This window comes from Flavobacteriales bacterium, from assembly GCA_016712535.1.
Lineage (GTDB): Bacteria > Bacteroidota > Bacteroidia > Flavobacteriales_F > PHOS-HE28 > PHOS-HE28.
On record JADJQW010000003.1, the window covers coordinates 683,564 to 710,339 of the forward strand.

Annotated in this window: 24 protein-coding genes and 1 pseudogene; 8 read left to right on the top strand and 17 right to left on the bottom strand. The window is 62.2% G+C overall.

Annotated elements, in window-relative coordinates:
* Positions 1–167 precede the first annotated feature (167 nt).
* From IPK70_13210 to IPK70_13220, 3 genes are all read right to left on the bottom strand, one after another.
* A complete protein-coding gene (locus IPK70_13210) occupies positions 168–455 on the bottom strand; it encodes a GIY-YIG nuclease family protein (protein ID MBK8228117.1) in 288 nt (95 codons plus the stop codon).
* A gap of 325 nt (positions 456–780) precedes the next feature.
* Positions 781–2,052, bottom strand: coding sequence for a hypothetical protein (locus tag IPK70_13215; protein ID MBK8228118.1), 1,272 nt, complete (start codon positions 2,050–2,052; stop codon positions 781–783).
* A 9-nt stretch (positions 2,053–2,061) separates the two neighbouring features.
* Positions 2,062–4,482 (bottom strand): transketolase, encoded by a 2,421-nt coding sequence (locus tag IPK70_13220; GenBank protein ID MBK8228119.1) that lies wholly within the window; start codon positions 4,480–4,482, stop codon positions 2,062–2,064.
* Between the two features lie 109 nt (positions 4,483–4,591).
* On the opposite strand from IPK70_13220, the gene IPK70_13225 reads away from it, so the two are divergent.
* From IPK70_13225 to IPK70_13235, 3 genes are read left to right on the top strand one after another with little or no spacing between them, the layout of a single operon-like run.
* Complete coding sequence (locus IPK70_13225) at positions 4,592–5,488, top strand: EamA family transporter (protein MBK8228120.1); 897 nt, start codon at positions 4,592–4,594, stop codon at positions 5,486–5,488.
* A 30-nt stretch (positions 5,489–5,518) separates the two neighbouring features.
* Positions 5,519–6,541 carry a redoxin domain-containing protein gene (locus tag IPK70_13230; protein ID MBK8228121.1) on the top strand — a complete coding sequence of 341 codons (1,023 nt, stop codon included), beginning with the start codon at positions 5,519–5,521 and terminating at the stop codon, positions 6,539–6,541.
* Positions 6,532–7,806, top strand: a complete 1,275-nt coding sequence (locus tag IPK70_13235) for a SpoIIE family protein phosphatase (protein MBK8228122.1) — start codon at positions 6,532–6,534, stop codon at positions 7,804–7,806. The genes IPK70_13230 and IPK70_13235 overlap by 10 nt, the downstream gene beginning before the upstream one ends.
* Here IPK70_13235 and IPK70_13240 read toward each other — a convergent pair whose 3' ends face one another.
* The 8 genes and pseudogenes from IPK70_13240 to paaA all read right to left on the bottom strand — a co-directional run bounded on the left by IPK70_13240 (position 7,807) and on the right by paaA (position 15,156).
* Positions 7,807–9,381, bottom strand: a complete 1,575-nt coding sequence (locus IPK70_13240; GenBank protein MBK8228123.1) for a hypothetical protein — start codon at positions 9,379–9,381, stop codon at positions 7,807–7,809.
* Positions 9,362–10,264 carry a tRNA (adenosine(37)-N6)-dimethylallyltransferase MiaA gene (miaA, locus tag IPK70_13245; GenBank protein ID MBK8228124.1) on the bottom strand — a complete coding sequence of 301 codons (903 nt, stop codon included), beginning with the start codon at positions 10,262–10,264 and terminating at the stop codon, positions 9,362–9,364. The genes IPK70_13240 and miaA overlap by 20 nt, the downstream gene beginning before the upstream one ends.
* Positions 10,264–10,851 (bottom strand): hypothetical protein, encoded by a 588-nt coding sequence (locus IPK70_13250; protein ID MBK8228125.1) that lies wholly within the window; start codon positions 10,849–10,851, stop codon positions 10,264–10,266. Before IPK70_13250 ends, miaA begins: the two co-directional genes overlap by 1 nt.
* A gap of 111 nt (positions 10,852–10,962) precedes the next feature.
* The gene (locus IPK70_13255) at positions 10,963–12,420 is read right to left on the bottom strand and encodes an HD domain-containing protein (protein ID MBK8228126.1); all 1,458 of its coding nucleotides are present in this window, start codon (positions 12,418–12,420) and stop codon (positions 10,963–10,965) included.
* Positions 12,421–12,464: 44 nt separating this feature from the next.
* Positions 12,465–12,964 (bottom strand): annotated as a pseudogene (gene paaJ / locus IPK70_13260) (phenylacetate-CoA oxygenase subunit PaaJ).
* 70 nt (positions 12,965–13,034) lie between these two features.
* Positions 13,035–13,787, bottom strand: a complete 753-nt coding sequence (gene paaC / locus IPK70_13265; protein ID MBK8228127.1) for a phenylacetate-CoA oxygenase subunit PaaC — start codon at positions 13,785–13,787, stop codon at positions 13,035–13,037.
* 74 nt (positions 13,788–13,861) lie between these two features.
* Positions 13,862–14,155: a 1,2-phenylacetyl-CoA epoxidase subunit B gene (gene paaB / locus IPK70_13270; GenBank protein MBK8228128.1), complete on the bottom strand. Its 294-nt coding sequence runs from the start codon at positions 14,153–14,155 to the stop codon at positions 13,862–13,864.
* Positions 14,156–14,214: 59 nt separating this feature from the next.
* The gene (gene paaA, locus IPK70_13275) at positions 14,215–15,156 is read right to left on the bottom strand and encodes a 1,2-phenylacetyl-CoA epoxidase subunit A (GenBank protein ID MBK8228129.1); all 942 of its coding nucleotides are present in this window, start codon (positions 15,154–15,156) and stop codon (positions 14,215–14,217) included.
* A gap of 144 nt (positions 15,157–15,300) precedes the next feature.
* Between paaA and paaK the strand changes: the two genes are divergently transcribed.
* On the top strand, positions 15,301–16,398 hold the full coding sequence (gene paaK / locus IPK70_13280; protein MBK8228130.1) for a phenylacetate-CoA oxygenase/reductase subunit PaaK: 1,098 nt from the start codon (positions 15,301–15,303) through the stop codon (positions 16,396–16,398).
* 92 nt (positions 16,399–16,490) lie between these two features.
* Here paaK and IPK70_13285 read toward each other — a convergent pair whose 3' ends face one another.
* From IPK70_13285 to IPK70_13305, 5 genes are read right to left on the bottom strand one after another with little or no spacing between them, the layout of a single operon-like run.
* A complete protein-coding gene (locus IPK70_13285) occupies positions 16,491–17,015 on the bottom strand; it encodes a hypothetical protein (protein MBK8228131.1) in 525 nt (174 codons plus the stop codon).
* Positions 17,016–17,068: 53 nt separating this feature from the next.
* Positions 17,069–18,607, bottom strand: coding sequence for a response regulator (locus IPK70_13290; protein ID MBK8228132.1), 1,539 nt, complete (start codon positions 18,605–18,607; stop codon positions 17,069–17,071).
* A 4-nt stretch (positions 18,608–18,611) separates the two neighbouring features.
* Positions 18,612–20,747: a GHKL domain-containing protein gene (locus IPK70_13295; protein MBK8228133.1), complete on the bottom strand. Its 2,136-nt coding sequence runs from the start codon at positions 20,745–20,747 to the stop codon at positions 18,612–18,614.
* A 39-nt stretch (positions 20,748–20,786) separates the two neighbouring features.
* Positions 20,787–21,545 carry a hypothetical protein gene (locus IPK70_13300; GenBank protein ID MBK8228134.1) on the bottom strand — a complete coding sequence of 253 codons (759 nt, stop codon included), beginning with the start codon at positions 21,543–21,545 and terminating at the stop codon, positions 20,787–20,789.
* Positions 21,542–22,690, bottom strand: a complete 1,149-nt coding sequence (locus IPK70_13305; GenBank protein MBK8228135.1) for a ThiF family adenylyltransferase — start codon at positions 22,688–22,690, stop codon at positions 21,542–21,544. The genes IPK70_13300 and IPK70_13305 overlap by 4 nt, the downstream gene beginning before the upstream one ends.
* Positions 22,691–22,830: 140 nt before the next feature.
* Here IPK70_13305 and IPK70_13310 point away from each other — a divergent pair, with 140 nt between their 5' ends.
* Entirely contained in the window at positions 22,831–23,319 is a 489-nt protein-coding gene (locus tag IPK70_13310; GenBank protein ID MBK8228136.1) for a response regulator, read from the top strand.
* A 1-nt stretch (position 23,320) separates the two neighbouring features.
* Here IPK70_13310 and IPK70_13315 read toward each other — a convergent pair whose 3' ends face one another.
* On the bottom strand, positions 23,321–24,607 hold the full coding sequence (locus tag IPK70_13315) for a chitinase (protein MBK8228137.1): 1,287 nt from the start codon (positions 24,605–24,607) through the stop codon (positions 23,321–23,323).
* Positions 24,608–24,720: 113 nt separating this feature from the next.
* On the opposite strand from IPK70_13315, the gene pyrR reads away from it, so the two are divergent.
* From pyrR to IPK70_13330, 3 genes are all read left to right on the top strand, one after another.
* Positions 24,721–25,308, top strand: a complete 588-nt coding sequence (gene pyrR / locus IPK70_13320; GenBank protein MBK8228138.1) for a bifunctional pyr operon transcriptional regulator/uracil phosphoribosyltransferase PyrR — start codon at positions 24,721–24,723, stop codon at positions 25,306–25,308.
* The gene (locus IPK70_13325) at positions 25,305–26,288 is read left to right on the top strand and encodes an aspartate carbamoyltransferase catalytic subunit (protein ID MBK8228139.1); all 984 of its coding nucleotides are present in this window, start codon (positions 25,305–25,307) and stop codon (positions 26,286–26,288) included. The genes pyrR and IPK70_13325 overlap by 4 nt, the downstream gene beginning before the upstream one ends.
* Before the next feature lie 70 nt (positions 26,289–26,358).
* Entirely contained in the window at positions 26,359–26,730 is a 372-nt protein-coding gene (locus IPK70_13330) for an STAS domain-containing protein (GenBank protein MBK8228140.1), read from the top strand.
* Positions 26,731–26,776: the final 46 nt, after the last annotated feature.

Sequence of the window (26,776 nt, forward strand, 5' to 3'; positions counted from 1 at the left end):
CCCGCGGAGCTGCTGAACGTGGCCTCGTCACTCCGTCACCATCCCCACCACCTTCTCCACCACATCCTTCACGTTCGGCTTCGAGAATTAATCGCCAGCGCTGCCGTAGGCAGGGTGGTGGGTCTTGGCGGTGAGCGTGCAGGCGATATTGAGATTCATGAGACATGCTAAGGTATCTGTCCGCCCAGATCCCTCCACTCCGGGTTCATCCCTTCGATCAGTTTCACCTTGCGCGCCCGGTTCCCGGCCTTGAGCTGCTTCTCGCGCTCAATGGCCTTGCTCATGCCATCGATCTTCTCGAAGTACACGAGCTTGTCCAGGTTGTACTCGGCAGAGAAGCTGTTGGGGTAGGCCTTGCTCTTGTGCTTGGCCACGCGGCCCTTGAGGTCGGAGGTGACGCCCACATAGAGCACGCCGTTGGGCTTGTTGGTCATGATGTACACCCAGGCGGTCATGTGCGTTGGCTGGTGATCCCGGTCACAGGTGGCACGGTCGCGCCTCAGATCCCGGTCACAGGTGGCAAGATCGCTTCGGCTGGCCTGTCGGCCAGCCTCGCGATGACCGGCTCCGCGCATCAATTCGCGGAGCCGGTCATCGCGAGGGCCAGAGGCCCGAAGCGATCTCGAAACGCGCGCAGCGCCAAGACGCTTGAAAGCCGTGGAGCGCCACCCTACTCAGCAAGCATCCCCACCACCTTCTCCACCACATCCTCCACGCTCGGCTTGCTGAAGTAATCGCCATCGCTGCCGTAGGCGGGGCGATATGCTCTGGCGGTGAAGCTCATGGTTCGAAGATGAAGGATCCCATCCACGCTTCACCGTGCTGGGTGCGCAGAATACATGAATAGGGACCGGCGGGCAGGCCATTCCGCTGGATGGTGATATCCTGCCCGTCCATGTTGGGTGTGGAGCGCACGCGGCGTCCCATCCCATCGAACACCGTGAGGTCGCAGCGACCGGTTCCCATGTTGTTGATGTGGAGCACGACCAGGTCCGTCGCCGGGTTCGGTGCGAGGGTTATGGAAGGGGCGATGATGGAAGGATCAAGACCCGTTACAACGGAACCGCAGTCGTTGTCGAACACGGCGATCCCACCATCGGCCGTGCCCGCCCAGATGCGGTGCTGGTCATCCTCGGTCACCAGCGTCACATTGTAGCTGGGGATATCGAACAACGCCGTGTCGTACAGCGTCCACGCAGTTCCATCGAAACGGTTCAAGAAAACGTTCCCCATCCAGACATCCCCGCAGGTGTCGATATGGATGGTGCCTACGGATCCGAATTGCAAAGAGGAATTGGTGGTGTCGTAGACCTCCCAGTTCACGCCATCGAACTCAAGGGCGCCACCGGCTGTGCCGCAACCGTAGGTTCCGATCCACAGGTCACCGTCAGGATCGTGCACCAGCGCACGCACGTCATCGCATTGCATGGGCGAGTTCGCTGTGGTATAGGTCGTCCAGTTGTTTCCTTGCTTGCGCGAAAGCCCTGCAAGGGTGCCGAACCAGACGTCGTCGAGGTCATCCGCGTTGATGGTGCGCACGTTGTTGTACACCAGCCCGGAGTTGGCACTGCTATAGATGGTCCAGGACGACACCTTGTCGAAGCGCGCCGCCCCGCCCAGGAAGGGTGCAAGGGGGGTGTTCGCGCAGCCGATCCAGAGCTGGCCCTCTTCATCCATGGTCATGCTCAGCACGGTGTTGAAGGGCAGCATGGAGTTCAGGGTGTTGAACACCGTCCAGTTCATACCATCGAACCTGGCGATACCGCCACCGGCGGTGCCGAACCATTTATCTGTGCCGTCAATCAGGATGGCTCGCACGTTGTTGTGCGGCAGGCCGGAATTCTGCGTGTTGTAAACCGTCCAGTCCACACCATCGAAGCGCACAGCGCCAGCATCGGTGCCGATCCAATATTCCATCCCATCCTGCACGATCGCCCGAACGTAATTCGAGGGCAGGCCTGAGTTGCTGGTGTTGTAGATGGTCCAAGGACCGCTCTGGGCCTGGCAAAGCGCTACTACCAGGAGTGCAGGAAGCAGGTGGATCCGGTTCATGGCCAATGATTATTCCCTCACCATCCCCATCACCTTCTCCACCACATCCTCCACGCTGGGCTTGCTGAAGTAATCGCCATCGCTGCCGTAGGCGGGGCGGTGGGCCTTGGCGGTGAGGGTGGCGGGTGCGGCATCGAGGTAGCGGTAGCCGCCCTGCACTTCGAGCACTTCGCGGAGGATGAAGGCACTGGCGCCGCCGGGCACGTCCTCATCTACCACCAGCAGCCGGTTGGTCTTCTGCAAGCTCTCCACGCAGCGGTGCGCGCGGTCGAAGGGGAGGAGGGTGCGCGCATCGATGAGCTCCACGGAGATGCCCATGCCTTCGAGCGTCTCGCAGGCCTTCGCGCAGAGGTTGAAAGTGCTGCCGTAGCTCACGAGGGTGAGGTCGGTGCCTTCGCGCACCACTTCCACCTGACCGATGGGCACGGTGAAGGCGCCGAGGTTGCTGGGCAGGCGCTCCTTGCTGCGGTAGCCGTTGAGGCATTCGATCACCAGCGCGGGGTCATCGCTTTGCAACAGCGTGTTGTACATGCCGGCGGCCTGCTGCATGTTGCGCGGCACGCACACCACCACGCCGCGCAGGCTGTTGATGATCATGCCCATGGGGCTGCCGCTGTGCCACACGCCTTCGAGCCGATGGCCGCGCGTGCGCACGATGAGCGGGCATTTCTGTCCACCCTTGGTGCGCCAGAGCACGGTGGCCAGGTCGTCGCTCATGCCTTGCAGGCAGTAGAGCAGGTAATCGAGGTATTGGATCTCGGCCACGGGGCGCAGGCCGCGCAGCGCCAAGCCGATGCCCTGTCCGAGGATGGTGGCCTCGCGGATGCCGGTATCGGAGACGCGCAGCTCGCCGAACTGGGCCTGCATGCCTTCCATGCCCTGGTTCACGTCGCCGATCTTGCCGGTGTCCTCGCCGAAGGTGAGCAGCAGCGGCTCCTGCTCGAACAGCGCCTTGAAGTTGTCGCGGATGATGATGCGGCCATCGACCTGCTCGTCGGTGGCGTACTCAGCGGGCACTTCGGGCACGCGCAAGCAGCTCTTCGCGCTCTGCGAGTAAAGGTGCGATCCGTAGCGGTCGGCATTGAGGGCAAGAGCGTTGTCCACCCAGGCTTGCAGCGCGGGCGCATGGCCGCCGGATGCGATCAGCGCGCGTCGCGCGGCGCTCAGCACCTCCTTGCGACCGGGAGACATCTCGGCCTTCAGCTCCGCGGCAATGGCATTGCAACCTTCAACCCCGAACCCTTCAATCAACCCCACAACCTCTTCCCGCTCCGTCTTGATCTCATCCTGGAAAGCCTTCCACGCGGCTTTCTGCGCTGCGCGCGCATCGGCCTTGGCCTTCGCTTCGATCTCGTCCAATTCCTGCACGCTGGCGATCAGCTCGCCGCCCGGCCGCGCATTCAGGATCCACTCGCGGAACTTCACGTTGCAGTCGTACACCTTGTACCAATCGAGCAGGGGCACTTCCTCCACGCGGTTGCCGTCCTTGTCGCGGATCCAATCGCTCACGCTGCTCTTGTAGCGCTCGTGGCTGCCGCTGGTGCTGTGGCCCTGTGGCTGCGTCACCTCCTCCACGTGGATGAGCACGGGCACATGCTCGGCGCGGCACAGGGCGATGGCCGTCTCGTAGGTGCGGTTCAGCGACACGTAGTCCCAGCCCTTGGTCTTGAAGAGCTCGATGCCGTTGGTGCCGGGTTCGCGCTGGAATCCTGCGAGCAGCGCGCTGATGCTGCCCTTGGTGGTCTGGTAGGCCTTGCTCACGCTGATGCCCCAACCATCGTCCCAAACGCTCATGGCCATGGGCACTTGCAGCACGCCGGCGGCATTCAGGGTCTCCCAGAAGTGGCCCTCGCTGGTGCTGGCATCGCCGATGGTGCCGAAGGCCACCTCGTTGCCGCGGTCGGTGAGGTGCGTGTGGCCATGCAGCGCCTCGTTGTTGCGGAAGACCTTGCTGGCTTGGGCGAGCCCGAGCAGGCGCGGCATCTGTCCGGCCGTGGGAGAGATGTCGGGCGAGGAATTCGGCTGGGCCATCAGGTCCTTCCATTCGCCGTGGTCGTCGAGGCTGCGCGTGGCGAAGTGGCCGTTCATGCTGCGGCCAGCGCTGCTGGGGTCGGCGCTCACATCGGCGTGGGCGTAGAGCTGCGCGAACCATTGCTGCACGGTGAGCTGGCCGATGGCGAACATGAAGGTCATGTCGCGGTAGTAGCCGCTGCGCCAATCGCCATCGCGGAACTGCTTGGCCATGCACACCTGCGCCAGCTCCTTGCCATCGCCGAAGATCCCGAACTTGGCCTTGCCGCCAAGGACCTCCTTGCGGCCGATGAGCGAGGCCTCGCGGCTGAGCACGCAGAGCTCGTAGTCGCGCAGGACTTCCTCTTTCAATTCGCTCAAGCTGATCTCGGCTTCGGGGGCGGTCTTGGTGCGGGCCATGGCGTCGAATGGGTACCGGGCGAAGGTAGGGGCGGAGGGTGAAGAGATTCTCGATGCAACTCAGCTTGGCTGCGGCATCTTCGCACCCGTGCCCGCCGCGCCTTCCCGCTTGAAAGTCATCCTCGCTTTCGCGGCGCTGTACATCATCTGGGGCAGCACCTACTACGGCATCAAGGAAGCGCTCACGGGCTTCCCGCCCTTCATGCTCGGCGGCCTGCGCTTCGCGGCGGCGAGCGCGATCATGTTCGCGATGACCCGCGCGCAGGGATTCAGCGTTGTACCGGAGAACGGCCTGTGGAAGGTGCTGCTCGTGGGCTTCCTCTTGCTCTTCGTGGGCAATGGCGCGGTGGTGTGGGCGCAGCAAACGGTGCCCAGCAGCGTGGCGGCCATCGCCATCGCCGTGGCGCCGCTCACCTTCACCGTGGTGGACCGTCCGCAGTGGAGCGTGAATTTCCGCAGCCCCACCACCATGATCGGCATAGCGGCGGGCATCGCGGGCGTGTGGCTGCTCTTCCGGGAGCGGTTGAGCGTGCAACTGACCGATCAGGGCTTCGAGGCGGAGGCGACGGCGATCGCGGTGCTGGCCTTGGGCATCCTGGCCTGGCCATCGGGCTCGGTGTGGAGCAAGTACAACCCCGTGAAGCTCTCGAACACGGCGAACAGCGCGTGGCAGATGCTGACGGGTGCGGTGTGCTTCCTGGTGGTGAGCTTCGCCCTGGGGGAATGGGAGGGCTTCTCCTTCGCCGAGGTGCCGCGGAATGCCTGGATCGCCGAGGCCTATCTCGTGGTTTTCGGGAGCGTGATCGGTTTCAGCGCCTATGTCTGGCTGCTGAGCGTGCGACCCGCCACGCAGGTGAGCACCTATGCCTATGTGAATCCCGTTGTGGCGGTGCTGCTCGGCGTTTGGCTGGGCAAGGAGCAGATCGGCGCCACCGAGATCGGCGGCTTGATGATCATCCTGCTCGGGGTGCTGCTGATCAACTGGGCGAAGTACCGCGCCCGCTGAACGGTTTCCCGGGCAACATCGGTCGCTGCATTGCGTAAGACGCGCGTGCTTACGCGGATACACCCCTTCACGAGCCTGGCCGTGCTCCTGCTGCTGGCCTCGGCGGTGCCCCTCCTGTTCGGTGAACCCATGCTGATGGCCGGCATGCTCGTCCTCGCGCACGGCTTCGTGCAGCTCGAGTTCAAGAAGTACACGAGCAACTACCAATTCACGCTGATCCTGCTCACGGCGCTGGCCATCGGCATTGCACTGGACCTGCGCTACAGCACCTGGCCCATGCTCTCCTTGGTCATGCTGCTGGCGGGCACGGCCATCGTTGCGCGGCAGGCCTTCATGCAGCAGTTCACCTATGTGAACCTGCTCTGGCTCGACTCGGGCATGTCGGTCGCCGCTGCGGGGCTTTACGCGCTCGCGGTCAGCGGCCAGCCTTTCGCCTGGGACCTCTGGCTCGCGCCGCTGCTGCCCATCGTCGGCGCGCTCGGGCTCACCTTCAGCTATGTGCAGGACGGCTTCCGCATCCGGCGCAGCGCGCGCTTCGGCTACAAGGTGCAGGTGGGCCAGCAGGCCATCGATTTCGAGCTGCCCGACCAGACCGGGCAGATGAGGCGCCTATCGGAATTCGCCGGCAGGCATCCGGTGCTGCTCGTCTTCGTGCGCGGCGATTGGTGCCCCGGCTGCCACATGATGCTGCGCACCTACGAGCGCAACCGGCAGCGCTTCGCGGAGAAGGGCGTGCATGTGGTGGCCATCGGCCCCGACAACATCGACGTGAACCGCGACATGGTGGCGCGCATCGGCGTGGGCTACCGCATGCTCAGCGACAACGACCAAGCGGTGAGCGGGCAATACGGTGTGGTGTACAACAACCCCATGCTCGAGATGGGCGTTGATTACGAGCAAGGCATCCCGCTGCCGGCTTCATTCCTCATCGACATCGAAGGCACGGTACGCTATGTCTCGCGCCCCGATCGGGTCGGCGAGTTCCTGGACCCGGAGCTGATCTTCGGCGCGCTCCAAGGCCTACCGGCAACACCAGCAGCATCATGGAGCTGAGCATCGGTTTGGCCGTGGTGGCCGTGCCCGTGGCGCTGCTCGGCGCCGCTACCGGGTTGGCCTTCGCTTACAACCGGCTGCGTGCGCGCCACGAGCGCCTCGAGCGCGACCGGTCCAGCTACCTCGAAGTGCTCGAGGGCAGCAACGACGGGCTTTTCGTGATCAACTTCGTGAACGGCCGCATCTATCAGGCGAACGACAAGGCCGCAACGATGCTGGGCTATGCGCGGGAGGAGCTGCAGGGCCTCACCATCTTCCAGTTGCACCCGGACAGCATGCTGCACCGCAGCGCCGAGCGCATCGCCGATGCCTGGGAGAAGAAGGGCGCGGTATATGACGATGTGCCGATGCTCACCGCCAGCGGCGCCGTGCTCCCCGTGGAGAGCAGCGCGCGCGTCACGAGCTACGATGGCCGTCCCGCGATCATCCTCTTCATCCGCGACATCCACGAGCGGATCGCTTTGCAGGAGAAGGTGAGCGAGCAGCAGGCGCTGGTGAAGCGCCAGAACGCCGACCTGCTCAGCAGCATCCGCTACGCGCAGCGCATCCAGCGCGCCGTGCTGCCCGAAGCGGCTGACCTCGCCGCGCTGTTCCCCGAGAGCTTCATCCTCTTCCGTCCGCGCGACATCGTGAGCGGTGATCTGTTCTGGTTCGCCGAGGTGGATGGGAAGAAAATCGTCGCAGCGGCGGACTGCACCGGCCATGGCGTGCCGGGCGCCTTGCTCAGCCTGATCGGCGCCTCGCTCTTCGAGGAGGTGGTGCTGCAGCGCCGCATCACGGAGCCCGCAGCCATGCTCGATGCCATGCGCGCGGGATTCGAGCAGGTGCTGAACAGGGGCGAGCTCGAAATGAGCCACCGCGATGGCATGAACGTGAGCGTGGCCGTCGTGGATGAGCGCAGCGCCACCTTGCGGTTCGCCGGTGCCTACCATCCGCTCTACCTGGTGCGCAACGGCGCGATCACCGAGTTGAAGGCCGACCGCATGCCCATCGGCTACCACGAGGGCATCGACAAGCCCTTCGCCCAGCACGAAGCGCGATGCCTTCCCGGCGATCGCATCTACCTCTTCTCCGATGGCATCGCCGACCAGTTCGGTGGGCCGCAGGGCAGGAAGCTGCGCAGCACGGGCTTCAAGCAATGGCTCGTGGAGACCGCGGGCCTCGGCATGGACGATCAGCACCAAGCCATCAGCGACCGCTTCCGCCACTGGAAGGGCGATGAGGAGCAGGTGGATGATGTGCTGCTGATCGGCGTGCAGCTGTGATCAAAGGTCAAGGTCATCGTCAATACCAAGGAGCAGGATGAGATCGCTGATGGCGATCGAGTCGCATTGCGCGATGTGCATCGTGACGCCCTGGTCACTGACATCCTGGATGGCCAAGCCACCGGCGACCGCGCGCTGCCAAGCGGCACCATCCCCGCCGATGAAGAGCACGCGTCCTTGCGGTGCTTGCTGATGCGCCTCGCGCACCCATGACCGACGGTCGTAACCTGCCCCATAGGCCGACGGGAAGCCCTCGACGAGCACCGGGCAGGCGTAGCAGGTGAGGTGCGCGGTGAAATGCGCGCGATGGTCCACCTTGATGTGCGGCCAGCGGATGGGAACGATCAAGCTGCAACCGTTGGTGATGGCCGTCTCTCGAATCGCCTCGCAACGGTCACGCACTGATCCCAACGGCTCTTCGCGAACCCAGGCGCATTCCTGTTGGGCCAGCTCGCGATCCACGATGCCTTCCAGCGCCTGCGCCTGTGCGAGGACCGTGATCAGCGCCAGGATCGGGCCCGCGATCGCGAACCAGCGCGGGACCCGTGAGCCCCGCAGCAGCCAGGCGAGCATGCCCGCCAAGAGCAAAGGCACGCTGAGCATCATCCGCGAGCGCGGGAAGAATACGCTCGCGCATCCTTCATGCACCTTGGGGATGCCTAGCGCTAGGACCAAGACGGTCATCGCGGCGATCATGGACAGCGCCACGCGCCATTCGCCTTGACGCAAGAGCACGAATGCGGCAACGAGCAGCAAGGCGAGGGGCAACCAGCCCAAGCCGCCGAAGGGATGCAGGTGCTCGAAGTGCAAGCCGATGTTCGCGAGCCCGTCGATGATCAACCACGGGTTGAAGGCCAGGTCATTCGCGCCGATCCCATGCACCACGGAACCGGGTCGGGCGGCATACCATGCTTGCGCAGCACCATGGACGCCATAACCGGTCGCGGAAGCAAGGGCCGCACTGATCCAAAGCGAAGCATGCCTTCCATCGCGCAGCAACAGCCAAAGCGCGACGGCTGCAACAGCAGGCAGTGCATTCGCATTGCAGAGCAGCGCGGCCGCCAGCGTGAAGGCCGAGAGCAGGTGCCTGGTCCACGCATGGCGCACATTCAGCACCCAAGGCACGAAGGCCAATAGCGCGAGCCCATGCACCCAGCCGCGCGGCATGCTCGTGATCATGGCCCACTCCGCGGGCAGCACGATCGGCGCGAGGGCGATCACCAAGGCAGGGGCCAATGCGCCTTTCCGGAGCGCCCATAGGCTCCACGACCAGAACGGGAGAAGCGCGAGCACCGAGGTGACGATGGGGAGGACGATCCACGGCGCGGCCCCCATGCGGATGAAGGGCGCTGCGAGCAGGGCCTCTAGCATGGGGTTGTAGTTCTGGCCGTAGAGGAAGGGCTCGCGGAAGATCCCGTTGCCGTAATCGGCGGCTACCTGCATGATCAGCGCATCGTCGATTCCGATGTGCGTGAATGCGAAACCGAAGAGGACGTTGGCGCGATCGACGAGGCCCAGGCCGAGGATCAGCCAGACCGCGGTGCGGAGGAGCCGGTCATCGCTGGGCCTCCGCATGGGCGATGTGCGCGAGATGATCGGCGGGCGGGAGCCAGTGCCACGATGCATCGCGCCGGAGCCAGGTGACCTGCCGCTTGGCGTAATTGCGGCTGTGCTGCTTGATGAGGGCGATGGCCGCAGCCAGGTCCAACGCGCCATCGAAGCGGGCGAAGAGCTCCTTGTAGCCGACGGTCTGCAGCGCATTGAGCGAGCGATGGGGAAGGAGGGCGCGCGCTTCCTCCACAAGTCCCTCGGCGATCATGCGGTCCACGCGTTCGTCGATGCGGGCATAGAGCTGTTCGCGCGGCAGGTCCATGGCGATGCGGATGATGCGCATGTCCGCGCGGTCCTGTGCGCCCGTGCGCTGCTCGCTGTACGGCTTGCCGGTGAGCAGGCATACCTCGAGCGCGCGGATCACGCGGTGCGGGTTCGCCCGGTCGATGCGCGCGTGGGTGGTGGCATCGATCTTCTCCAATTCATGCACCAGCGAATCGAGGCCTCGCGCCTCGAGCTGCTTCTGCAAGCGCTCGCGCAATCGGGGGTCGCTGGCCGGCAACGGGTCGAGGCCCTTGACCAGCGCGTCGATGTACAGGCCGCTGCCGCCCACGAGCACGGCGATGCCATGCTTGGCGAGCAGCTCTTGCAGCAGGGGCTCCGCTTCACGGGCGAAGCGGCCCGCGCTCCAGGTCTCTTCCAGTTCCAAATGCCCGAGGAAGTGATGCCTCACGCCGTGCAGCTCGTGCTCCAAGGGCCGCGCCGTGCCGATGCGCATCGCCCGGTAGAACTGCCGCGAATCCGCGCTGATGACCTCCGTTCCGAAGTGCTTCGCGAGCGCGATGCCCGCATCGGTCTTGCCCGAAGCGGTCGGCCCGCCGATGATCACGAGCGCGCGTTCAGGCATCAGCGGAACGGATCGTCCTCGCCACCGCCTTGGCTGAATTCATCATGGCCTTCACCCTCATCGCCTTCGTCGCCGAAGAGGTCCTCATCCTCGCCCTCTTCGAACTGATGCTCCTCTTCGCCCACCGCATAAGGATCCTCTTCCAGGATGCCGGCCGAGAGGTCGTCCTCCTTGCTGTGCTCATCGGGCGCCTCGTGCATGCTGAGCACCACGCGCGGATAGGTGATGCCCGGTTCCGGATCGCCGGCATGGATGAGCTCCACCATGAACATCCACATATGCAGGAAGTCGTAGGCGTAAACGAAGCGCTGGTTCGTGCTGCGGATATGGTCGCTGATGAGCACCTGGTCCATCAGCGCCGGCACCTCGCCTTCCTCGGCGAAGCCCAGATCCGCCAAGGGGATCTCCGGGCCCTTGCCCCATTCCTCGTCGCTCACGTAGAAGCACGCCATCTCCTGCCCGATGAACCCGAAGGCATCCTTGATGGCCGTATGCAGTTCCTTGAAGGTCTGCTCGCTGCCGATCTCGATGTCGCGGAAGGCCTCGCTCGGGTGGTCGATCAGGACGCGGAAGCGGTAGATTCTCACTGGTGCGGTTGAAGGTTGGAGGTTGACTCGGGCGCTGGTCGGGGGTCGGCTTTTAGCCGCCGAATCGCTGGCGAAGCTAAGTGCGTTGACTGACCCGCAACCGTCCCGCAATCAACCCTCAACCCCTTCAACAGGTTCAACCCCCAGCCTTTTCCCGGTCGCTAACATCAACTGCCACGCTTGCCCCCGCTCATTCTCGATCTCGCCATCGAGGATCGCGTCCTTGATCACCGTCTTGATGTCGCCGATGAGCTTGCAGGGCGGGATGTTGAAGGCGCGCATGATGTCCTCGCCGGTGATGGGCGGCTGGAAGTTGCGCACGCGGTCCTTCTCCTCGACGTCCTTGAGCTTCTGCATCACCAGCTCGTAGTTGCGCAGGTAGCGGTCCTTCTTCTTCTCGTTCTTGCTGGTGATGTCCGCGCGGCAGAGGATCATGAGCGCATCGATGTCGTCGCCGGCGTCGAAGAGCAGGCGGCGGATGGCGCTGTCGGTGACCTCTTCCTTGGTGAGGGCGATGGGCCGCAGGTGGAGCGCCACGAGTTTCTGCACGAATTTCATCTGCTCATCGAGCGGCAGCTTCAGGCGGCGGAAGATCTTGGGCACCATGCGCGCGCCTTTGTCCTCGTGCCCGTGGAAGGTCCAGCCATGGCCAGGCTCGAAGCGCTTGGTGGCGGGCTTGGCGATGTCGTGCAGGATGGCGGCCCAGCGCAGCCAGAGGTCGTTGCTATTCGCGCACACGTTGTCGAGCACCTGCAGCGTGTGGTAGAAGTTGTCCTTGTGGCCGATGCCGAATTTCTCCTCGGCGCCCGCCAGCTCCAGGAACTCGGGGAAGAACTCAGCCATCAAGCCGCTCTCGCGCAGCAGGATGAAGCCTTGGCTCGGTGTGTCGCAGAGGATGATCTTGTTGAGCTCGGTGTGGATGCGCTCGGCGCTGATGATCTCCAGCCGCTTCGCGTTCCGCTTGATCGCCTCGAAGGTGATGGGGTCGATGGTGAAGCCCAGCTGGTTCGCGAAGCGCACGGCGCGCAGCATGCGCAGCGGATCGTCGCTGAAGGTGATGTCGGGATCGAGCGGTGTGCGCAGCAGGCCTTGATCGAGATGCAGGATGCCGCCGAAGGGATCCACCAGCGCGCCGAGGCTGCCCTGGTTGAGCGAGATGGCCAGCGCATTGATGGTGAAGTCGCGGCGCTCCTGATCGTCCTTGATGCTGCCCGGCTCCACCTCGGGCTTGCGGCTGTTGCGGCTGTAGCTCTCCTTACGTGCGCCCACGAATTCCACTTGCGTGTCGCCGTGCATGAACATCGCCGTCCCGAAATTCTTGAAGACATGCACGGGTTCGGCATTCAATCGCTTCGCTACGGTCATGGCGAAGGCCATCCCGTCGCCCTCAACCACGAAGTCGATGTCCTTGCACGGACGGCCGATCAGACGGTCGCGCACGTAGCCGCCGATGGCGAAGGCGGGAATGTCCTGATGCGCCGCTTCCGCTGCTACCGCTGCGAAGAGCGGTTCATCCGTGACGCCATCGAGGCGTGAGGGATCGACGGTGTATTTCTGCCCGGTCGGCATCGGGCGGCGAAAGTAGCGGCCTCAGGCAGAGCGGCTCGGCCGGCTCACAGGCACTTGAACTGATCGAACGGCTCCAGGCAATCCTGGCATTTCCACAGCGCCTTGCAGGCTGTGCTGCCGAAGAGCGAAAGCATTACCGTGTTGGTCGATCCGCACTGCGGGCATTGCACAACGGGCTGCTCGCCTTTCAGCGCGCGGATGTCGGCGGTATTCTCGGGCGGCGCGATGCCGTACTCCTTCAGCTTGCGTTTGCCTTCATCCGTGATCAGTCGGTGGTCCAGGCGGGGGAGAGGCTCATCTTCACTTCCACCTCGGGCACGCCGGCTTCCAGCAATTCCGTCTTGATGTCGGCCGCCATCACGTCCATCGCCGGGCAGCCGGTGTAGGTGGGTGTGATGGTGATGATGGCCTTGCCGCTCACCTCCACCTCCACGCCGCGCACCACGCCCAGTTCCAGCACGTTGATCGCCGGGATCTCCGGATCCTTCACGTAATCGAGGAGTTCGAGGATGCGGCGTTTGGTGATGTTCGCGTTCGGTTCCATGGTGGTAGGTCGACTCGGTGAGTCGACGCTACTGGTGATTCGATTGAGGGGGCGGATCTGTCGCCGGCCGTTACCAGCTAACACCAGGATACGCCCGCGTCACATGCTGCATCTCTGCCAGGATGAAGCCCATGTGCTCGCTGTGCAGGCCCTTGCGACCGCCGGTCATCATGAAGGCGTCGGCGGGGCGCTTCAGCGTGGCTTCGGACAGCACCTGGTCCACGGTCTTGCTCCACGCTGCGTTCACTGCGGAAATGTCGGGCGCGATGCCCGCCTTCACCATTTCATCAATCACGCCATCGGTCTCGAACAGCTCACCGGTGTAGGTCCACAGGTTATCCAAGGCGGTCTGGGCTCGCTGGTGGCTCTCTTCGGTGCCATCGCCGAAGCGGATGATCCATTCGCTGCTGGCCCGCAGGTGGTAGGTGGCCTCCTTCACGGCCTTTCCCGCGATGGCCGCGAGCTGGGCGTCGTTGCTCTTCAGCAGGGCCTGCATCAGCGGCAGGTGGTAGGCATCGAAGAGGAAGCTGCGCACCATGGTGTGGGCGTAATCGCCGTTGGGCTGTTCCACCAGCTTCACGTTGGTGTACTGGCGCTCCATGCGCAGGTAGGCGAGGTCGTCCTCCGTCCGTCCCTTGCCTTCCACTTGACCAGCATAGGTCAAGAGGTTCCGCGCTTCGCCGAGGTGGTCCAGCGCGCGGTTGGTCAGGGCGATGTCCTCCTCCAGGATGGGCCCGTGGCCGCACCATTCGCTGAGGCGTTGGCTCAGGATGAGGAGGTCGTCCGCGAGGCGGATGGTGTAGGTGTAGAGTGCTGGGCTCATGGTGAATGGGGCTTGGTGAATGGTGAATGGGGAATGCGCGTTGGCGCTATTCACCACCTCCCATTCACCATTCACTAAATGTATTTAGCGCCCTCGGGCATCGTGTAGAAGGTGGGGTGGCGGTACACCTTGTCATCCGCGGGGTCGTAGAAGCTCTCGGCATCTTCCGGCCGGCTGGCGTGGATGTGCTCGCTCTTCACCACCCAGATGCTGTTCCCTTCGTTGCGTCGGGTGTAGACATCGCGGGCGTTCTCGATGGCCATGTCGGCATCAGCGGCGTGCAAGCTGCCCACGTGCTTATGATCGAGGCCGCGCTTGCTCTGGATGAAGATCTCCCAGAGGGGCCAGTTGTTCGGGTTGGTGCTCATTGGTGTCCGGTGGTAACAGTGTAGGTCGACCCGATGGGTCGACGCTACGTGTGCTTCGATCAGGCGGCTTTGCGTTTCGCTTTCTTGGCGGCGTAGGCCACGGCCGCTTCACGCACCCATGCTCCTTCGCTGTGGGCCTTGTTGCGGGCGGCGAGGCGTTCCTTGTTGCAAGGGCCATTGCCGGCCACCACGTTGTTGAACTCGGTCCAGTCGATCGTGCCCCAGTCGTAGTGCTTGGTCTCCTCGTTCCACTTCAGGTCCGGGTCAGGAATGGTGAGGCCGATCACTTCCGCTTGCTGCACGGTGCGGTCGATGAAGGTCTGGCGCAGCTCGTCGTTGCTCTGGCGCTTGATCTTCCACTTCATGCTCTGCGCGCTATGCGGGCTGTTGGCGTCGGTGGGTCCGAACATCATCAGGCTGGGCCACCACCAACGGTTCAGGGCATCCTGGGCCATTTCCTTCTGCTCGGGAGAGCCCTTCGCCAGCACGGCCATGATCTCATAGCCTTGGCGCTGGTGGAAGCTCTCTTCCTTGCAGATGCGCACCATGGCGCGGGCGTAAGGGCCGTAGCTGGTTCGGCAGAGCATCACTTGGTTCATGATGGCGGCCCCGTCCACCAGCCAGCCGATGGCGCCGATATCGGCCCAAGTCAGGGTGGGGTAGTTGAAGATGCTGCTGTATTTCGCTTTCCCGCTAAGCAGGTCGTCGATGGTTTGCTCACGGCTGGTGCCCATGGTCTCAACGGCACTGTACAGATAGAGTCCGTGCCCGGCTTCGTCCTGCACCTTGGCGAGCAGGATGGCCTTGCGCTTCAGGCTGGGTGCGCGAGTGATCCAGTTGCCCTCGGGCAGCATGCCCACCACTTCGCTGTGCGCATGCTGGCTGATCTGCCGGATGAGGTTCTTGCGGTACGCATCAGGCATCCAGTCCTTCGGCTCGATCTTCTGCTCGGCGTCGATCTTGGCTTGGAAGAGATCCTCGAGGTTCTTCACTTCGGTCATTGTGGGCATACGATTACGGTTCGCGAAAGTAGGGGCGGGCCTCCATGCGAGCCTGATTCCCGTCACTTCCGAACGATACGGGCGGTCAATCTGTTCATCGGGCTCCTGCCTGAACAACCGCGTCTATTTTTGCCCGCCTTCAGCATGAGCAGCACCCGTATGGCTCACTTCCAGTCCCTTCCCGTCGCCGAAGTGCATCAGGAGACCCCTGACTGCATCGTGGTGGGCTTCGATGTCCCGCCTTCGTTGCGCAGTGAATTCGCTTTCCAGCACGGCCAATACGTTACGTTGAAGCTCACGGTGAACGGCGAGGAGCTGCGCCGCTCCTACAGCATCTGCAGCAGCCCATTGGATGGCGAGCGCTTTCGCATCGCGGTGAAGAAAGTGCCGAATGGCCGTGCCAGCACCCAGCTTGTTGATAAGCTGAAGCCGGGCATGAGCATCGAGGTGATGTCTCCCATGGGCAATTTCACCACCGCCTTGGACCCCGCCAAGGAGCGCCAGATCGTGGCGTTCGCGGCAGGCAGCGGCATCACGCCGATCCTGAGCATCCTGAAGACGGTTCTTCGCACCGAGCCAAGGAGCCGGTTCACCCTGTTCTATGGGAACACCGATGCGGACCGGATCATCTTCCGCCAGCGCTTGGAGGAACTGAAGGCGCAGCATGGAGACCGGCTCGGCGTATTCCACATCCTGAGCAAGGGCGTTGATGAGGAGAAGCTCTTCAACGGGCGGATCACCACGGAGAAGGCGGCGGAATTGGTGAAGCGCTTCGTGACGGACAGCGATACCAATGAGTATTTCATCTGTGGCCCGGAGCAGATGATGGTGAACGTGAGCGAGGCGCTTGAGAAGCTCGGGGTCGATAGGAAGCGGATCCACGTCGAGCTTTTCGGCACGCCGGTAAGCACGGAGGCGAAGAAGGAGGCAACGCATGCCACGTCGACCGCCTTCAGCGGTGTGGCCGATGTGAAGGTGATCATGGACGGCCGCGAGCATGAGCTGAAGGTGAAGGCCAACGGCGATGCCGTGCTCGATGTGGCGCTGGATAGCGGCCTCGATGTGCCGTACGCCTGCAAGGGAGCGGTGTGCTGCACATGCAAGGCGCGGGTAATCGAAGGGCAGGTGGAGATGGAGATGAACTACGCGCTTACCGATGAAGAGGTGGCCGATGGCTACGTGCTCACCTGCCAGACCCATCCGCGCTCGCAGCGGGTAGTGATCGATTACGATCAGCACTGACAGCAAAGATCAAGGCGGGCTTACGGGCCCGCCTTGCTGTTCCTCGGCCTTGGTTGGTTGTTTTTGTCAGGCCGGAGGGAAGGTGTTCGCTGCTAGAAGGTGGCGCTGCTGACTCCAGCGAGCCGGGTCTGGATATGCGAGAGGTAATGCTCGCTATGGTAGAACCCGCCCATTGCCTCATCGTACCGGACGATCGCGGAGGGGAAATCGGTGTAGAAGGGGTCGATGCCGTCAGCAAGGGGCTCCTGCAGGTTCACGAAGCACTCATAATCGGGGTACTTCACCAGGTCGGGCGGGAGCTTGGTGTCGAAGTAGAGCATCTTCTCCTGCACGCCTTGCTTGGTGATGCGAAGGGTGTAGAACTGGTCGATGTCGAGCTCGAGCTCGAAGTGGCCGTTCTTGCCTTCGAGCTTGCCCAGCTCCATGTTGTCCTTGTAAAGGACCATCTCGAAGCTTTCGGCCTTCTTGCCGTCGATGGTCACATGTCCGTGGACGGGCACGTACCAGCCCTCGGCTTGGTCGCGGCGGTCCACGAGTTTGCCTTTTGCTTTGGCCTGCGCGAGGACGCTGCCGCTTGCGAAAGCGGAGAAGAGGGCGAGGGCGATGATGCGGTTCATGGGAGAGCGGGAAAGTTGCCTTCGATACGGCTCGTCCTTCAGGCAGGTTTCATTCAGGCCACTTTCACGAACGGCAAGCCGGGCTGCTGGCTCATGGACCGCGGCAGTTTGATGTGGATGGAGGTCCCCTGGCCAATGGTGCTTTCGGCCCATACCTCGCCGCCATGCTTGCCAACGATGCGCTGGACTATGGCCAGGCCAACACCGGTCCCTTCGAACTGGTCAGCCTTGTGCAGGCGCTTGAACGCGCTGAATGCTTGTTCCTTGTGCCGTGAATCGAAGCCGACGCCATTGTCGCGCACCACGATATGGTCATGTTCCGCCTCTTGGGAATGGTCGATGGCTATGGACGGGAGCTCTTTGTTGCGGGTGAATTTGAGCGCATTGGAGAGGAGGTTGTGCAAAGCCACCTTGAGCATGGGCGCATCGGCCAGCGCCGTGGCGCCCGGCTCCACATTCACGCTGACCTGCCCCATGCGTTCATCGGGCACCGTGTCGGTGACAGCCTCGCGCACGAGTTGACGCAGGTCGAGCTCCTTCCGTTCCAGCGCCCGTGTATTGGTCTGCGAGAACCGCAGAAGGTCATCGACCAATTGGATCATCCGCTTGGCGCCTCGCTCGATGCGGTCAGCATAAGGAACGCAATCGTCGAGTGCGGGATTTTTCAGGGCGGTTGCCCTGAGCATTTCGCTCATGGCAGCGATGTTCTTCAGCGGTGAGCGCAGGTCGTGGGCCACGGAGTAGGAGAATGAGCCGAGGTCCTCGAGCGCTTCGAGCAGTTGCGAGGTCCGAGCGGTTACCCGGCGATCGAGGTCGGCGTTGAGCTTCTCCAGCCGCTTCTGCTCCTGCTTGCGGTCGGTGATGTCCTTGATCACCGCCTGGAACACGTTGCGGTGCTCGCCTTGCGGTCCCAGGCTGGTGGCGGTCATCAAGCAGTCGATCACCGCTCCAAGGGCGTTGCGTATGGTGAGGTCGACGTTCACGAAGTCCCTGCCCGAGCGGTGCTGCTTCAGGCTCCTGATGAGCGCTTTCGCGTCGTCGAGGAATTCCGTGAATCTCCGTTGGCGCAGATCGTCGCGGTCAACGCCGATGAGCGCGGCGCATGCGGCGTTGGCGTCGAGTACCTGGCCGCGTTGGTCCACGATCACGATGGGGTCGGCGGTGGCCTCGAAGACCTGGCTGTACCGGTCGAGCAGCCTTTCCTTCTCTGCCCGCAACTGCTGGATCTCGAAGGCCTGATGGATGCGCAGGCGCAGGTCGTTCTCATCCCATGGCTTGGTGGCATACGCGTAGATGCCGCCCTCGTTCACGGCGCGCACCACGGCGTCCAGGTCGCTGTACCCGGTCAGCAGCATGCGCATGACATGCGGATGCCGCTCACGGGCGATGGCGAGGAATTCACTGCCGCTCATGCCTGGCATGCGCTGATCCGATACGATCACATGCACGTTCTCCCGCGCCAGCAGTTCCAGCGCGTCCTGCCCGGAAGGGGCTATCAAGACGTCCATCTCGCGCCGGAAGCTTGCGCGGAAGGCTTTCAGGTTACGCTCCTCGTCATCAACGAAGAGCACGCGCAGGCGTTCGGTTGCCATGGTTTCAAGCGGCTTGCTCCTGCACGCGCGCTTGGCGCAACGGAAGGGTGATGATGAAGGTGGTGCCAATGCCGGGCTGGCTCTCCACTTGGATGGAGCCCTGGTGCTCGCTGATGATCCCGTAAACGATGGCCAGCCCGAGGCCGGTGCCCTCGCCAACCGGTTTCGTGGTGAAGAACGGCTCGAAGATCCTGGCCATCACATCATTGGACATGCCGACCCCGGTATCGCTGATGCGCACGCTGGCCTCATGCTCGTTCGCTGCTGTGGTCACGGTGACCTGCCTCGGCCTGCCGTCCTGCCGTGCAAGCGTGGCTTGAGCGGCATTGTTCATCACGTTCATGAAGACCTGATTGATCTTGCCCGGGAAGCACTCCACTTTGGGGAGCTCTCCGGCCTCGATGCGCAATTCCACCTTGTCGCGGTACTGGGGTGCGAGCACGGCCAAGGTGCTCCGAAGGCCAAGATTCAGGTCGCTGGGCTTCAGGTCGTCTTCATCCAGCCTGGAGAAGTTGCGCAGGCCGCGCACGATTTCCGCTGTGCGGCGCGCGCCCTCGTCCATGCTGTGGATGATCTCGTCCAGTTCGGTGATGGTCTCGTCCAGGCCGGTGCGGTCGTCGCGCTCTCGCTGCGCGGCAAGGGCTGTTGCGGCCTCATCGGTTGCGGGGATGGACCGGTAGGATCGGATGGCGTCCATCACTTCGCCCACATTGCGCCGTAACGGCCCGATGTTGCTGCTGATGAAGTTGATCGGGTTGTTGATCTCGTGCGCGATGCCGGCGGTGAGCTGACCGAGGCTCGACATCTTCTCGCTCTGCACCAATTGCGTCTGTGTGCGCTTCAGCTGTTCGTTGCTCTCCTGCAGCGCGGCGGTGCGTTCATGCACTTTCTCCTCCAGGACCTGATTCTGTTCACGAATGAGCTTCTCGTTCTCTTGGGCCATGGATAGGGCTTCTGCCTGGGAGCGGTCCTTTTCGCGCCGAAGCGTGTTGATTCGATCAGCCAGAGCGAATGAGAGGAGTATCCCTTCTATCGCCGATCCCAACGGCATCGTGTTCGTCGTGATCAGGTTGTAAGGCAAAACGCCGACATCCTTCAGCACGAATGCGATCGTGCCTAGCAGGAAGATCAGCCACGCAGCCAGGAAGTACTTGCCTTGTCGAGATCCGCTGCGCGAGACCTTGATCGCAACAGCGAGGAAGAAGAAGGCATAGATGCCGGAGATCAGCTGGGCGAGCGGATAGCCGATCAGGGGGTCGACGAAGAGATAGATGGCAAGGCAGAGCGCGAAGCTCGCATAGAACCACCTGAAGGCGCCGTGCATCCGAGGCACCAGGACCTGGGTGCGCAGGAAGGACTTCATGAATTCAGTAGCGGCCGTGGCGGTGAGCAGCGTCAGGATGATCGAAGCGTTCGTGCTCAGCCAGTTGCTTGCCCCCCAGAGGTGGAACTGGCCTGTGCCGAAGAAGGCGAGCTGGGTCAAGGCCACCGCGGCGATGTACGCCACGTATAGCAGGTAGGACCGGTCACGCGTGGAGAGGAATATGAAGAGGTTGTAGAGGGCAAGGACGAGCATCACGCCGACGTACAGCCCGATGAAGAGGTTGCGCTTGGCCTTAGCTGCGCTGAAGTCCGATTCTGTTTGCACGAGCATGGGGACTTGCAGCTGCTTCCTGCTCTGCAAGCGAACGAGCACATCGGACTCTTCCCCCGGCGCTGTTGGGATGTGGAAGGCATATTCTCTCTCCGCGTCGGAGCGCGAGCCGTGACCGATCATCTGCCCGGTATGGGCGATCTGCACCAATTTCCCGCCGCGATCGAGGAAAACCTGGATGTCATCCAGCTCGGGATGAGGAAGGTGCATGACAAGGCCCGACTCTTCCGAATCGTTCAGCGCCTTGAAGCGAAGCCAGAAGGTGAAGTCGCTGATGCCCAGGTTGGGAACATCCGCGAACGAAGCCGAATAGCCCTCGCTATTGAATGCCTGTTCCGGAGTCAAGGTGCCAGCGCTGTCGCTGAGCACATGAATTGCGCTGCCGATGGGCCCATGACCGGGGCGAACGGCCTGAATCCGGGATTCAGCTTTTGCAGCCGCCTGCAGCGCGAGCAGGCTGGCGACCGAAATGAGGAGATTCTTCATCGCGCGCTTGTACGCCAAGCACGCGGTCCTCGGTTTCGTTCAGGCGCTGTAGCGGTGCCTTTGCTGCAGGATCTCTCCGAACACGCGGAGATCCTCTTGCTGGTTATCGGCGTGCAGCAGGTAGTGCACCTCTAGCGCGCAGTCCGTAACGTTCTCAAGCCGTTTCTGCACCGGCCTGGTCCGCAGGCTGAACATTGCTTCGCGGATCTGAGGTGAAGCGTGCGTGAGGGCGAACGCATCAGGAATGACCATCGCAATGGAGCGTATGCTCGGTATGGGGTAAGTGAATACTCCTTTGTCTCCAATCCCTTCAAGCGGGACGAACCCCACCCTCCTTGCATGACGGAGCGTGTAATGCGCTACGAAGCAGGTCATGGATCGCACATTGAGTTGGCTCGCAAGCGCCACGGCAGATGCGCTCAAGAGCAGTGGTAGCCCTCGTCCTGCGAAGCGGTGAGCATTCCAGAGGCCACAGATCTCTGCCACGCCGCCTTCCTCCAAGAATCGGAGCACCCCATGGATGCCGGCATCCAACGAGGCGATGGCTTGTTCCATCGGCAATGGACCGGATGGCCCTGCGGGTTGAACCCGGATGCCTGCCACCATTCCTAAGCGGTCGTGCATGGCCGCGATCAAGTGGACCGATGGGTCTGAGAGCCAGCGGTTGGAACTGGCAATCGCTGGGGTCACCCCGATATCGGAAAGCACGCGCTCGTGTTCCAGCAGGTATTCCGCTGCCAGCTTGGGTTCATCCACTGGCCGGAAGGCGCGTATCCAAAGCCGGTCGCTGCGTTTCATGTCAAGCTCTGTTGTTGATCGACCGCGTCGAACGATTGCTCCTTCATGAGTTCGGCAGCATCCACGAACCAGCGACCGCTGGATTGAAGCTGGCCGAGCAGTATTCGCCTCGCTGCGTCGCAGGCAGCGCCTCCACCCATCATTACGGCTGATGCTAGTTGAGGCCAGCTGCTCAAGTTCCTGCCAATGAGCGGAAGGGACTCGCGCATGCGCGCGCTGAGCATTGCTGGGTCGATGAGGGCCATGCTCAGGGCCCGATTCAGTTCCGGGTTCACCTCAGTGCCCTTGGGCGCATCCAGATGCTCCACCAACCCATGCAGTATCGGCCGGTCCGGCTCCAGATCGAAGCGCTCCACGTCGATCATGCCCCGATCACTGGTGTCCATCACCACCGGGATCCGGTGTGCTTTCGCACGCTGCCGGGCGATGATCTTCACCGCCACGCTATCGCATTCCTCTATGAGCAGGTCCACCTTCCCGCCTTCGGTGAGGAAACGGTCAAGGTTCTCCTCAGTGATGCCCTCATGGTAGCAGGTCACCATGAGGTAGGGGTCGATCTCAGCGATCTCCCGCGCCGCGTTCACCGTTTTGCGGATCCCGAGATGATGCACTCCGCTGCGGATCCGGTTCAGGTTGCTGAGGTCCAATGTGTCGAAGTCGGCCAATCGGAGCTCCCCGCAGCTGCGTTCCATCGCCATCGCCAGGCTAACGCTCTGACCTACGCTTAGGCCGATGACACCTACGCGCTTGGTGGCAAGGATGGCTTGTTCTTCCGTGGTGATCTTGTTGCGGTTACGGTCGGTCCTTACTTCGGCGAATTCAGGCTCGTCGAGGAGATGGACCAAGCGATTCGACCAAGGGTAGAACACCCAGCATCCATAAAGCTCGGGTGAACAGCCGTTCAGGTGAGCGATGACCGCCGCCTCGAGATCTTCCTCAGTCCACTTCACGGCCGGGCATCGAGCTCTCAGCAGCTCGCGCAACTGTGCGTTCAGCTGATTGTGCACGGTGATGCCCGAATGGCGCCTCAGCAGCTCTTCCAGCCCCCGTTGGTCAGACGAGTTCGCAAGGCGGAAGAAAACGGGCCGAATACGATCCGGGTCCGCCGCTGAAGCGCTTCGCAGCCCTTCGAGCCAGGTGTTCATGGGTGGTCAGGAGAGTGATGCCCAAGGTGTCCGAGTGGGGGCGAAGCTAGTCAAGGTCAAGTTATTAACAATTTATCCACATCAGACTTCGACGAACCTCTGATTCAGACCTGCGTAAGAGCGGCGCAACCCTATCGCCAATGAACGCCCTTGCTCGCGATCCGACCCCCCATGAAATGCCTGTGGTGCTCTTTGTGGATGATGACGCAGGCAACCGCCAAGCGTTCCAAGCCGCATTCAGGCAGTGCATGACGGTGCTGTTGGCAGCCGACCTGCATGAAGCGTGGATGCACTTGAATTCGCAGCGTGTTCACGTCTTGATCGCCGACCAGCGGATGCCGGGCCTCAAAGGGAGTGAGCTGCTCACATTGGCCAAGGAGCGGTTTCCAGAGGTGTGCCGCATGCTCATCACGGCCTACTCTGACCTCGAGGCGGTCATCGACGCCGTGAACAATGGCGGCGTTACCAAGTATTTCGCCAAGCCATGGGTGCATGATCAATTGGTGAAGGCCGTTCAGGACGCTTTCACGGCCATCCGCGAGGAAGAGGCGCGTGAGGCCTATCTGAAGCGACTTGAAGAAGCCAATCGGCAGCTTGAGTTCGCCCTGCGGCAACGACTGCTTTCCTGAATCAAGGCACGAGCACACGCATCGGCGTCACGCTGGAATCAGTCAGCACGATGGTGTAAATGCCCGGTGGGAGGTTCGAGGGCAATCTCGCCCTTCCGCCCTGCAGCACCATATTGGCGCATAGCCTGCCCATGGAATCGAAAAGGCTGAGCGCGCTCTGCTCCACGAGGTCGGGAACGATGAGATCGCCATCTTCGACGATGGCGGCCCTGATCGGGACTACCGCATCATTGAAGCTCGTGCTCAGTTCGAAGATTTCTTCATAAGAGTCCGCGAACTCGTATGCTGCTGCGCATCCCGGCGCAGCATCCCAATTGATGCTCCAGGTCATCAAGCCGCGCAAGTCGGGGTAGGCGGACAAGAGCTGGTATTGCCCTGGTTGAGGCCCGGCGCCGCGCAGGTAACCCACTGCAGCTGCCAGCACTGCAGGACTCACATAGCCGCCACCCGCCGCAGAAGGGCACGCAGGCAGGCCAATGGCGACCTTCTCCGCAGGGAGCGGGGCGAAGGAACCGCCTACGGTGCCGAAGCCTTGCAGCACGGCCTCAGTCTGGCTCACGATGAAGTCCACGGTGCCTTGCGTGTAGATTCCGCCATCGATGCCATACATGCTTCCGCTGTTGTACAGCTGCACATGGAGGATGTCGATTCTGTCACGGAGCGCATCGATCACCGGCAGATAAGCTCCCCAGATCCCACCGTATGCGCTCTGGCCGCCTTGCACGTACGCGGTCTCGGGAGCCATCGTGAGCATCATCGGAGCGCCGGTCGATGCTTCAAAAGCATCAGCGATGGCATTGATGGCGTTGATGAGACGAAGGATGGTGGCATCGGCAGGGGTCCCGATTGTGCCTCCAGTGATGGCGACTGAGCTGCCTTCCAGGTCGATATCGATCCCATTGAAGCCATAGGTGCCGAGGATTGCGAGCATGCTGCTCACGAATTCATCCCGTTCCTGGTCTGAATCGAGATGCACAGAGGCATTCGCGCCGCCAATGCTGATGAGCACCTTCTTGCCCTGCGCACGCAAGGCCGCCACCTCGGCGATGAAAATCGATTGAGGCGTTCCGCTAGGGTAAAAGGCCATCAGGTGGCTTGTACCTGGTACCGGTTCAGCGAAGGCGACGTCAATCACGGTGTAGCGGTCGTCAATCTGGGAGAGCGCCAAGTACGGAGCGCTGCCATCGTTCCAATTATGCCAATAGCCGACGAGGTCATGTTGCTGCGCACGCACGGCACCAGGGTCCAGTGCGCACGCAAGGCCTAAGGGAAGCAGGAGCAATCGCATGCCGCGAAGGTCTGATTCCTGCGCATTCGCTGGCTGTCGTTCGGGGCTTGGCAATGGTACTCCTGCGCGTTGCACCCGTGCTGAAGAATGCCGCCCGCTATCTTCGGCCACGCATGCGGCCGGCGACACTCTTGGCGAGCAAGGCCTTCGGCCTGACGATTACCCGGCTTTGCCATCAGCTGATTGAGGATTATGGTGACCTGAATGGGGTCGCCTTGATCGGCCTTCAGCCTCGCGGGGTGCTTTTGGCAAGAAGGCTCCGCTCCGAGTTGTTTTCCATCATCGGCAAGGAATTCTTGGCGTACGGAGAGCTCGACATCACGTTCCATCGTGATGATTTCAGGCAGCGCCGCACGCTGCCGGCTCCGAACGCGACGGACATTTCCTTCGATCTGGACGGCCGTCGCGTGGTGCTCGTGGACGATGTGCTCTACACAGGACGCACCATACGCGCCGGACTCGATGCGATGCTCGCTTTCGGACGGCCAACCAGCGTGAGCCTGTTGGTGCTCATCGACCGCCGGTTCAGCCGTGAGCTGCCTATTCAGCCTGATTACGTTGGCAAATGGGTGGATAGCATCGGCGACCAGCGGGTCACCGTGGCATGGAGGGAAATTGAAGGTCAGGATCGGGTCTTGCTGCACACTTCCGATGCGGAAATCGGAACCTCCGTTTCCAAGGGATCCATCGCTGACCAATGAGCCCCGTCAACACCAATCGGAATGCGCTGGGCAGCGAGTCGCTGAGCGTCGATCATCTGCTTGGGATCAAGGAGCTTTCACGGGCCGATATCGATCTGATCTTCCGCACCGCCGACGGTTTCAAGGAGGTGCTCGGGCGCCCTATCAAGAAGGTTCCCAGCCTGCGGGACATCACTATCGCCAACCTGTTCTTCGAGAGCAGCACACGCACGCGCGTGAGCTTTGAGCTCGCCGAGAAGCGATTGAGCGCCGATGTGGTCAACTTCAGCAGCAGCGGCAGCAGTGTCAGCAAGGGCGAGACCCTTATCGATACGGTGAACAATATCCTGGCGATGAAGGTGGATATGGTGGTCATGCGCCACCCGGACCCCGGCGCGGCCATGTTCTTGGCCCGGCATGCACGGGCTCGGATCCTGAATGCCGGCGATGGAACCCATGAGCATCCTACGCAAGCTTTGCTGGATGCCTACAGCATCCGCGAGAAGCTTGGAAGGGTGAAAGGGGTGAAGGTGCTCATCGTGGGCGATATCCTCCACAGCCGCGTTGCGCTCAGCAACATCTTCTGCCTCCAGAAGCTCGGTGCAGAGGTGATGCTCTGCGGACCGCGCACGTTGATGCCGCGCCATATCCGGGCCCTTGGTGTGCGGTTCGTGGATGACCTTGACAGCGGCTTGGGCTGGTGCGACGTGGCCAATATGCTCCGCATCCAGCTCGAACGCCAGGGAGGCGATGGTATCGCGAGCTTCCCGAGCCTGCGCGAGTACGCCATGCTCTATGGTCTCAACCTGCCCCGCTACCGCCGGATCGGCAAGGAAGTGGTGGTCATGCATCCTGGCCCGATCAATCGCGGGGTAGAGGTCACGAGTGAAGTCGCTGACCACGCGAATAGCATCATTCTTGATCAAGTCGAGAACGGGGTTGCAATCCGCATGGCGGTCCTGTACCTGCTTGCGGCGCGTATCCCACGCACAGCTGTTTGAAAGTGGCAAAGGGCGATCATTCCCGGCAGCCGGATGCCGCTGCCTATATTTGGCCGGAGACCATCGCACCATGAACTTCACCATTGAGGACAAAGGGCGCTATACGCTCGTAACCAGTAACGTCGATAAGCTGGATACCACCTGTGCACCTGAGTTGAAGAGCGAACTCGTATACCTGAACAAGACGGGGGTGCGGAATGTGGTCATTGACCTTGCGGCGACCCGCTATTGCGACTCTTCCGGCCTTAGCGCCTTGCTTGTGGCCAACCGTTTGTGCAAGAGCGTTAATGGTGGCTTGGTGGTGTGCGGTTTGCAGGAGCCTGTTCAGAAGCTGGTCCAGATCTCGCAACTCGAGAGTGTGCTCTCCGTAACACCCACGGTTGCCGAGGCAGTTGACCTGCTCTACATGGAGGAGATCGAGAAGGACGTGAACAAAGACTGAATGGAACGCATGAAGAACGCATTACTCACCGCTGCATTCGCTCTTA